This window comes from Deltaproteobacteria bacterium (assembly GCA_019308995.1).
Lineage (GTDB): Bacteria > Desulfobacterota > Desulfarculia > Adiutricales > JAFDHD01 > JAFDHD01.
The window spans coordinates 1-6505 of the sequence record JAFDHD010000176.1; the positions used below are offsets into that span (position 1 = coordinate 1).

The following is a 6505-nucleotide window of genomic DNA, read 5'->3' on the forward strand; positions in this document are numbered from 1 at the left end:
ACCCTTTTCGGACATTTCTCTGGCACAGCGACCACTTCTCCCTGCCGTCAGGCTGCGCCAGCCTGGCTTTCTCTGAAGCCAGTCCCCATCAGGCTTTTATCAGCCGGACCTACCCGGCAATCGGTTTGCAGTTTCATCCGGAAATGACCCTGGGCACGATCAGGTCAGCCGCGGAGCGATTTGGCAAGGATTGGGTCCAAGGGCCTTATGTGGCGGGCAAGGAAGCTATTTTAGCTCAAACGGATCATATGCCAGATACCTACTGGCTTATGGTGACCCTGCTCGACAACATGGAAAAGGAGTTCGGAGGCCCGGACCGCACCCCGGCCAAAGTTGAAATTACAACTGCAATATGTAATAATGAGTTGTCTTAGATTTCATGATATGGCAATCAACTTTCGAAAATTGGAACCCTCGAAAACGGAAGATTAATTTGGGGAGTCTAAAATGCGTCACTTTTCAATGTTACTAAATGAAACCGAAAATGATTAGCGGTAGGTGTTGGTAGCGATTATGGCAAGCTATACGTAACAAAAGCTGTTTTTCCTATTATTTATAGCAAGTTACATGGTGTTATCTTTTCCTGTTATTCAGTTGAATTGTTCCGAAAATTGAAGAATATCATCAGTATTGTTAAATATGCTGAGATTCAAGTATAATGCAAGAATGTATGAACGCTCGTACATTGCCACAAAGAGGTTATCGAGGAGGTTTTTTGCTGATCCGTATAAGACACCATGATAAAACATTCAAAGAGACGCAAGTGTCTGATTGATATAGATATATTGTTTAAGCCATCGGCAAAAAAAAAGAGTTTTATACGGCCAGAAAACTGGGATTCCGCGTCTTCTGCGGATCAATCTAATAATTGTTGGCCGGAGAGAAACATGAAAACGAATCGCCTTATTCGCTATTCTGTTACTACAATACTGATCATGTGCATAATGGGAGGGATTGTAATGGCAGCCCCAGTACCATCCGAAATTAAATCTGTGGTGGCTTTCATTTTCTTTACAAACGAGGAAGGAAAGCTCATTCCGAATGGAACGGGCTTTTTCGTAGGAGTTAAGAATCCTTCTAATCCTAATTCGTTCAGTGTGTATCTGGTTACTGCGAAACACGTTCTATATAAGCCGAAAACAACCGATTTCTTCGATAAAGTGTTCGTTCGGTTGAACAAGAAAGATGGTGGCTCGCAAATCGGTTCTATCCCCATAATTGCTGAAGGCGAGCAACGCACTGTTTTCACGCACAGTGATTCTTCAGTAGATATCGCCATCATTCCGTTTCTCCCTGATCAAGATAAGTTTGATTTCAAGTTTCTTCCTGACGATATGATCACGACAAAAGAGACCTACAAAGAGCTTAAGATTCGTGAAGGCTCTGACGTATTTTTCACCGGCCTATTTATGCCGTACCCGGGGGCTGAGAGAAATTACCCTGTCGTTAGATTCGGAAAAGTTGCTCTTGTGACAGAAGAGCAAATTGAGTGGCAAGGTAAATTGATGGAACTTTATCTTATTGAAGCGGGATCATACGGCGGGAACAGCGGTGCACCGGTCTTCTTCTATTTAGGTAGCGATCGTGAGCCGGGAAGCATTGTAGTCGGCTCTCCCATTCTCAAACTGGCAGGTGTTATGCAAGGTACATTCCTCGATGCCCATGAGATCAAAATCGTTGAAACTAAGAAGGTGCCGATTGCAGTTTCAAACATGGGGATCGCGGCAGTCGTACCAGGGTATAAACTTCATGAACTCCTTTTTAGCAACGAACTCAAGGGGAAAAGAGGCTTTTAAGCCTAATCTTACTACGTTAAGGCTACAATCCGGTTAAACATAATTTATTTGAATCGCCCCAGGATTGGAAATTCTCAAGTTTCCATCGTTACGTAAGAAAAGGGATTTATGATCAAAATTGGGGTGCAAGCCAAGAATTGATCTTTGAAAATGAGGTCGGACATGAATAAATATGTTGGGTTTCGCTTCGCTCTACCCAACCTACATGGCTTTCCTGATCATCCTCATTTGTGTCAGAATCCCAGAGCCTGGTTGACCAGAATCACTGAGATATCAGACATCATCGGCTTACGATGCAGAATAGTTGTAATGCGGCAGATTCGCTGCGGCACATCGCAGTCCATCGCAGTCATTGCATATCCCTGTTTCGGCACAGGGCGTTTTCATACCAAGACTCTTAGCCCTCATCGGCCAGGCTGTCTTCATCGCCGCCAGAGCCCTGATAGATGTTCCACCACTTGTAGTAGGTCTTACGAGATATGCCACAATTCTTACAAGCTCGGGTGACGCTGCCTAGTTCCCTGGCCTCGATAAACCAATTTAATCTTCGCCTAATCTGCTCTTCTCTGGTAAATTGCATCCTATGGGTAACCTCCGTTATGGGTGATGTAACTTGTGCAGAGTTAACACCTTCGGAGTGTTACCCATGTTTTAAAACTACACATGCATCAATAGAATCCTTGTGGACATCCAAACCAATATACAGTAAATTAGTCTCCATGGTCTGCCTCCTTTGTTGTGGCTCTGAGTTATGAAGTTTTTTACTTCGCCTCACAGCTTAACCCCTGTTCGCAAAGGGCAGGCCAAATACTTTCAACCATTATGTTTGATCAGTCTTTCGATTGTTTTCCTGTCCGGTTGCCGCTTTAGTAGTGCAGGCGTTATACAGGACAAGACTCATACACAAACTGAAAACTAGAGGAAGGAATGGCTATGGAATTTAAATTCAATGAAAAAGAAGAGGCCTTCTATAATGAAGTGGAAGACTTCCTGAAGAAAGAACTTCCGCCGGACTGGCCTGATATACCCCTTGTCTGGCCCGGCGGTTACAGCCCCAGTGGTTACCGCACCGAGGAAAACTACAAGACAGCCGAAAGGTTCAGGGCCAAGATAATCGAAAAGGGATGGCTCACAATCTCATGGCCCAAAGAATATGGCGGCAAAGAATACACCAACATGGAACAGGCCATATTCGATGAACGGATGAGCTATTATCGCGCCCCGGTCGTTGATGTCATCGCCGCCGGGATAGTCGGGCCGACACTCCTGAGGATCGGGACCGAGGAACAGCAGAAGCAATGGATCCCCAAGATCGCTTCAGGTGAAATCCGTATGTGGCTCGGATATAGCGAACCCAACGCCGGATCGGATCTGGCCGGAATCCAGACCACGGCCATTGAGGACGGCGACGAATATGTTTTAAATGGCCAGAAGGTCTGGTCAAGCGGCGCTCATGTCATGGACTATGCCTGGCTCATCGCCAGGACGGATCCCAGCGCCAGAAGACACCGCGGGGTCAGCTTCTTCATCGTTGATAACAAAAGTCCGGGCATCACCATGCGCCCGGTGCTCAACATTCTGGGCCAGCATCATTTCAACGAGGTTTTTTACGATAACGTCCGCGTTCCCAGAGAGAACCTGATCGGCCAGAAGAACAGAGGCTTCTATCACCTCATGACCGCCCTGGATTTTGAGCGGGTTACGCTGGTGGGTATTGGCGGGTTCAAGCGCATGTTCGAGGAAATTGTGGATTATGTCAAAACAACGGAGCGCGACGGCAGGCCTATGAGCGAAAACAGGTCGGTGAAAAATAAACTGGCCGAAATCGCCACCAAGATCGAGATTGGGTATATACTCGTCTGGAGAACCGCCGAAATGCTGGACAAGGGGAGGGACCCCCACGTGGAATCCTCGATTCTCAAAGTGGTTTCCACTGAGCTTGCCCAAAGCATAGCCGAGGTGGCCATGGATATTATGGGACCATACGCCCAGATCGTCGAAGAATCGGATTATACCCCCATAAGGGCCCTTATACCCCGCGGATTTCTAGAGAGCATTTCCGCCACCATCGGGGCCGGTACGTCTGAAATTCAGCGCAATATCATTGCCCGGCGGGGCCTGGGTTTACCCAGGGAATGAAAGGGGTACATGAGTCATGGATCTCAATCTGAATATCGAACAGAGTATTCTTAAGGATTCCGCCAGAGATTTCCTAAAAGCCGAATGTCCCAAATCCCTCGTGCGGGAAGTGAGGGAGTGGGAGGATGATTACCCGGAAGAACTTTGGCATAAGATGGCGGAAATGGGCTGGATGGGTGTTTTGATCCCCGAGGAATACGACGGAATTGGGGGGGATTTTCTTGATCTGACTATCCTCATTGAAGTCATGGGACAGGCCTGCCTGCCCGCGCCTTTCTTCTCCACTGTCGTCATCGGAGGCACGGCTCTTTTGCTTGCCGGTTCTAAAGAACAGAAAAAGGACCTTTTGCCAAAGATAATCGCCGGGGAACTGGTTGTTTCCTATGCGCTGATTGAACCGGGGAACTGGTACGGCTTCTCTAATGTCAATACCAGCGCTGTGGAGGAAGGTGATTCTTACATCATTTCCGGCACAAAACTGTTCGTGGAATACGCCCGGTCAGCGAACTATATTCTCTGCGCGGCCCGAGTAGCAAACGAGGGTCTGGCCCTGTTTCTAGTCAAAGCGGACAACCCCAGCATTAAGATGAAGCTGTTTAATACGCTGAGCTATGACAAGCAGTGCGAAGTTGTCTTCGAGGACGTCAAGGTGCCCAAAGAGAATCTACTGGCCTTGGGCCAACCGGCTAACGATTTGCTGGCCACTCTCGAGGAAAGGGGTGCGCTAGCCAAATGCGCCGAGATGCTCGGCTGCATGCAGCCGGCCTTCGAGATGAGCTTGGCTTATGCCAAGGAGCGCGAGCAGTTCGGCCGGTTGATCGGAACTTTTCAGGCTATCCAGCACCACTGCGTCAACATGGTCATTGACCTTAACAGCGCCCGTTATATTACTTACCTGGCCGCATGGAAGATCGCCCAGGGGCTGCCGGCGGCAAAGGAGGCGGCCATGGCCAAGTCTTACACCAGCGCGGCTTCCAATCGAGTGATAAAACTGGGGCATCAAATTCACGGGGCAATATCCTATTGCGACGAGCACGATATGCACCTTTTCTATCGCAAAGCCAAGGCCGCGTCCATTGCCTTCGGGGATACGGACCATCATCTGGAAAAGGTAGCCCAACACCTTGGACTCTAAGGAATCTGGAAGCAAATCAAAATGAATCACCATGGCTATTTCAGAACAATTGCTGTAACAACTTAATAAATACCTTAAGTAAGTAGGAGAAGAATCAATGAGTAAAAGAATTCTCAGAACGAAACTCTGTGACATTTTGAATATCGAATATCCCATACTGAGCGCCGGGATGGGGCCGAGTCTGGTCGGTGAAAAGGCTGGGGCTACAGTTGAACTTGTAGTGGCCGTTTCCGAGGCAGGTGGGCTAGGCGTGTTGGGCGCGGCGGGCTTTACGGTCGAGGAGATGAGAGAGCAGATTCGTGAGATTAAAAAGCTGACCGATAAGCCGTTTGGAGTGGATATACTTCTTCCGAAACAGTTCGTCGAGATGGGTGATCAGCCGTTTGAAAAAGGCGCTGAAATTCCATTGACTGAACTGATTAAAAGGCTTCCCAAAGAGCACTTTGAATGGCTCATGAAAATTAAAGAGGAAATGAGGCTGCCGGATCTGGAGTCATCGTTTGCCTCAGGAAGCACGACCTCACGGCCCAACGCTTCAGTCAAAGCCTGCATAGAAGAGGGGGTTCCGCTCTTTTGCGCCGGTCTTGGCAATCCAGGCTTTATGGTTGAAGACGCTCACGCGGCTGGCATGAAAGTACTGGGCATTTCTGGAAATACAAAGAATGTGAGGCGCATCGCCCAGGCCGGCGCGGATTTGGTCGTGGCACAGGGCCACGAAGCCGGCGGCCATACGGGGCGCGTCGGGTCTATGGCCTTATGGCCTCAGGCGGTTGACGCGGCGGCTTCGACTCCGCTTTTAGCAGCCGGGGGAATAGGTGATGGCCGGGGCTTGGCCGCGGCGCTGGCTGTTGGGTGTGTTGGCGTATGGGTAGGCACCCGTTTTCTGGCATCGGTCGAAGCCGGGGCGCTACCCATACAGAAGGAAACCATTGTCGAGGCCACGGACGAGGACACGAGGAGAACTTATCTCTATACAGGTAAAACTTCCCGTGCAATCTACAATCAGCTGCATGATCTGTGGGAAAACTCGGGTCTTGAACCCCTTCCACTCGGCATTCAAGGATTGTTAGCCTCTGCCTTGGCTGAAATGTTTAATAAGGCTGAAATGAAAGAGTACATGGGACCGTTCTCTGGCCAGGTAGCCGGTCTTATTGATGAGGTAACACCAGCGGCCCAAATAGTCGAAGAGATGGTCGAAGAGACGGTTGATATCTTAACCAGGAGACTGCCGGAGTCTGTTATCGCTGAATAATAGGAAAGGATGGGCGTTATCCGGCACGGGGCCAAGAATCTGCACGGATACTCACATTTGACCAATCCCAAAGTCACCTTAGTCCTGAGACGGTCATACGGTGGATCGAACATCACCATGGGATGCAGCAAGATGGGTCCGGATTTTATTTTTGGATGGCCCACGGTGGAGTTTGCCCCCACC

General features: G+C 49.0%; 6 protein-coding genes and 1 pseudogene. 6 read left to right on the forward strand and 1 reads right to left on the reverse strand.

What is annotated here, in order from left to right:
• Together JRI95_16405 and JRI95_16410 are read left to right on the forward strand one after the other, a co-directional pair.
• The coding region (locus JRI95_16405) for a hypothetical protein (protein MBW2063126.1) at positions 1 to 374 on the forward strand (374 nt) is incomplete at its 5' end.
• A gap of 585 nt (positions 375 to 959) precedes the next feature.
• Positions 960 to 1796 carry a trypsin-like peptidase domain-containing protein gene (locus JRI95_16410; protein ID MBW2063127.1) on the forward strand — a complete coding sequence of 279 codons (837 nt, stop codon included), beginning with the start codon at positions 960 to 962 and terminating at the stop codon, positions 1794 to 1796.
• Positions 1797 to 2193: 397 nt separating this feature from the next.
• Here the strand turns inward: JRI95_16410 and JRI95_16415 are convergent, their stop codons facing one another.
• Positions 2194 to 2376 carry a helix-turn-helix domain-containing protein gene (locus tag JRI95_16415; GenBank protein ID MBW2063128.1) on the reverse strand — a complete coding sequence of 61 codons (183 nt, stop codon included), beginning with the start codon at positions 2374 to 2376 and terminating at the stop codon, positions 2194 to 2196.
• Positions 2377 to 2729: 353 nt separating this feature from the next.
• Between JRI95_16415 and JRI95_16420 the strand changes: the two genes are divergently transcribed.
• The 4 genes and pseudogenes from JRI95_16420 (at position 2730) to JRI95_16435 (ending at position 6505) form a co-directional block, all read left to right on the forward strand.
• A complete protein-coding gene (locus tag JRI95_16420) occupies positions 2730 to 3935 on the forward strand; it encodes an acyl-CoA dehydrogenase family protein (protein ID MBW2063129.1) in 1206 nt (401 codons plus the stop codon).
• 16 nt (positions 3936 to 3951) lie between these two features.
• Positions 3952 to 5070: an acyl-CoA/acyl-ACP dehydrogenase gene (locus JRI95_16425; GenBank protein MBW2063130.1), complete on the forward strand. Its 1119-nt coding sequence runs from the start codon at positions 3952 to 3954 to the stop codon at positions 5068 to 5070.
• Between the two features lie 97 nt (positions 5071 to 5167).
• Entirely contained in the window at positions 5168 to 6322 is a 1155-nt protein-coding gene (locus JRI95_16430) for a nitronate monooxygenase (GenBank protein ID MBW2063131.1), read from the forward strand.
• 3 nt (positions 6323 to 6325) lie between these two features.
• A pseudogene (locus JRI95_16435) lies at positions 6326 to 6505 on the forward strand (propionyl-CoA carboxylase).

What these genes read in the sequence shown, in the direction of transcription:
- JRI95_16410 (MBW2063127.1), top strand. Translation starts at nt 960, where the DNA reads ATGGCAGCCCCAGTACCATCCGAAATTAAATCTGTGGTGGCTTTCATT.
- JRI95_16415 (MBW2063128.1), bottom strand. Translation starts at nt 2,376, where the DNA reads ATGCAATTTACCAGAGAAGAGCAGATTAGGCGAAGATTAAATTGGTTT.
- JRI95_16420 (MBW2063129.1), top strand. Translation starts at nt 2,730, where the DNA reads ATGGAATTTAAATTCAATGAAAAAGAAGAGGCCTTCTATAATGAAGTG.
- JRI95_16425 (MBW2063130.1), top strand. Translation starts at nt 3,952, where the DNA reads ATGGATCTCAATCTGAATATCGAACAGAGTATTCTTAAGGATTCCGCC.
- JRI95_16430 (MBW2063131.1), top strand. Translation starts at nt 5,168, where the DNA reads ATGAGTAAAAGAATTCTCAGAACGAAACTCTGTGACATTTTGAATATC.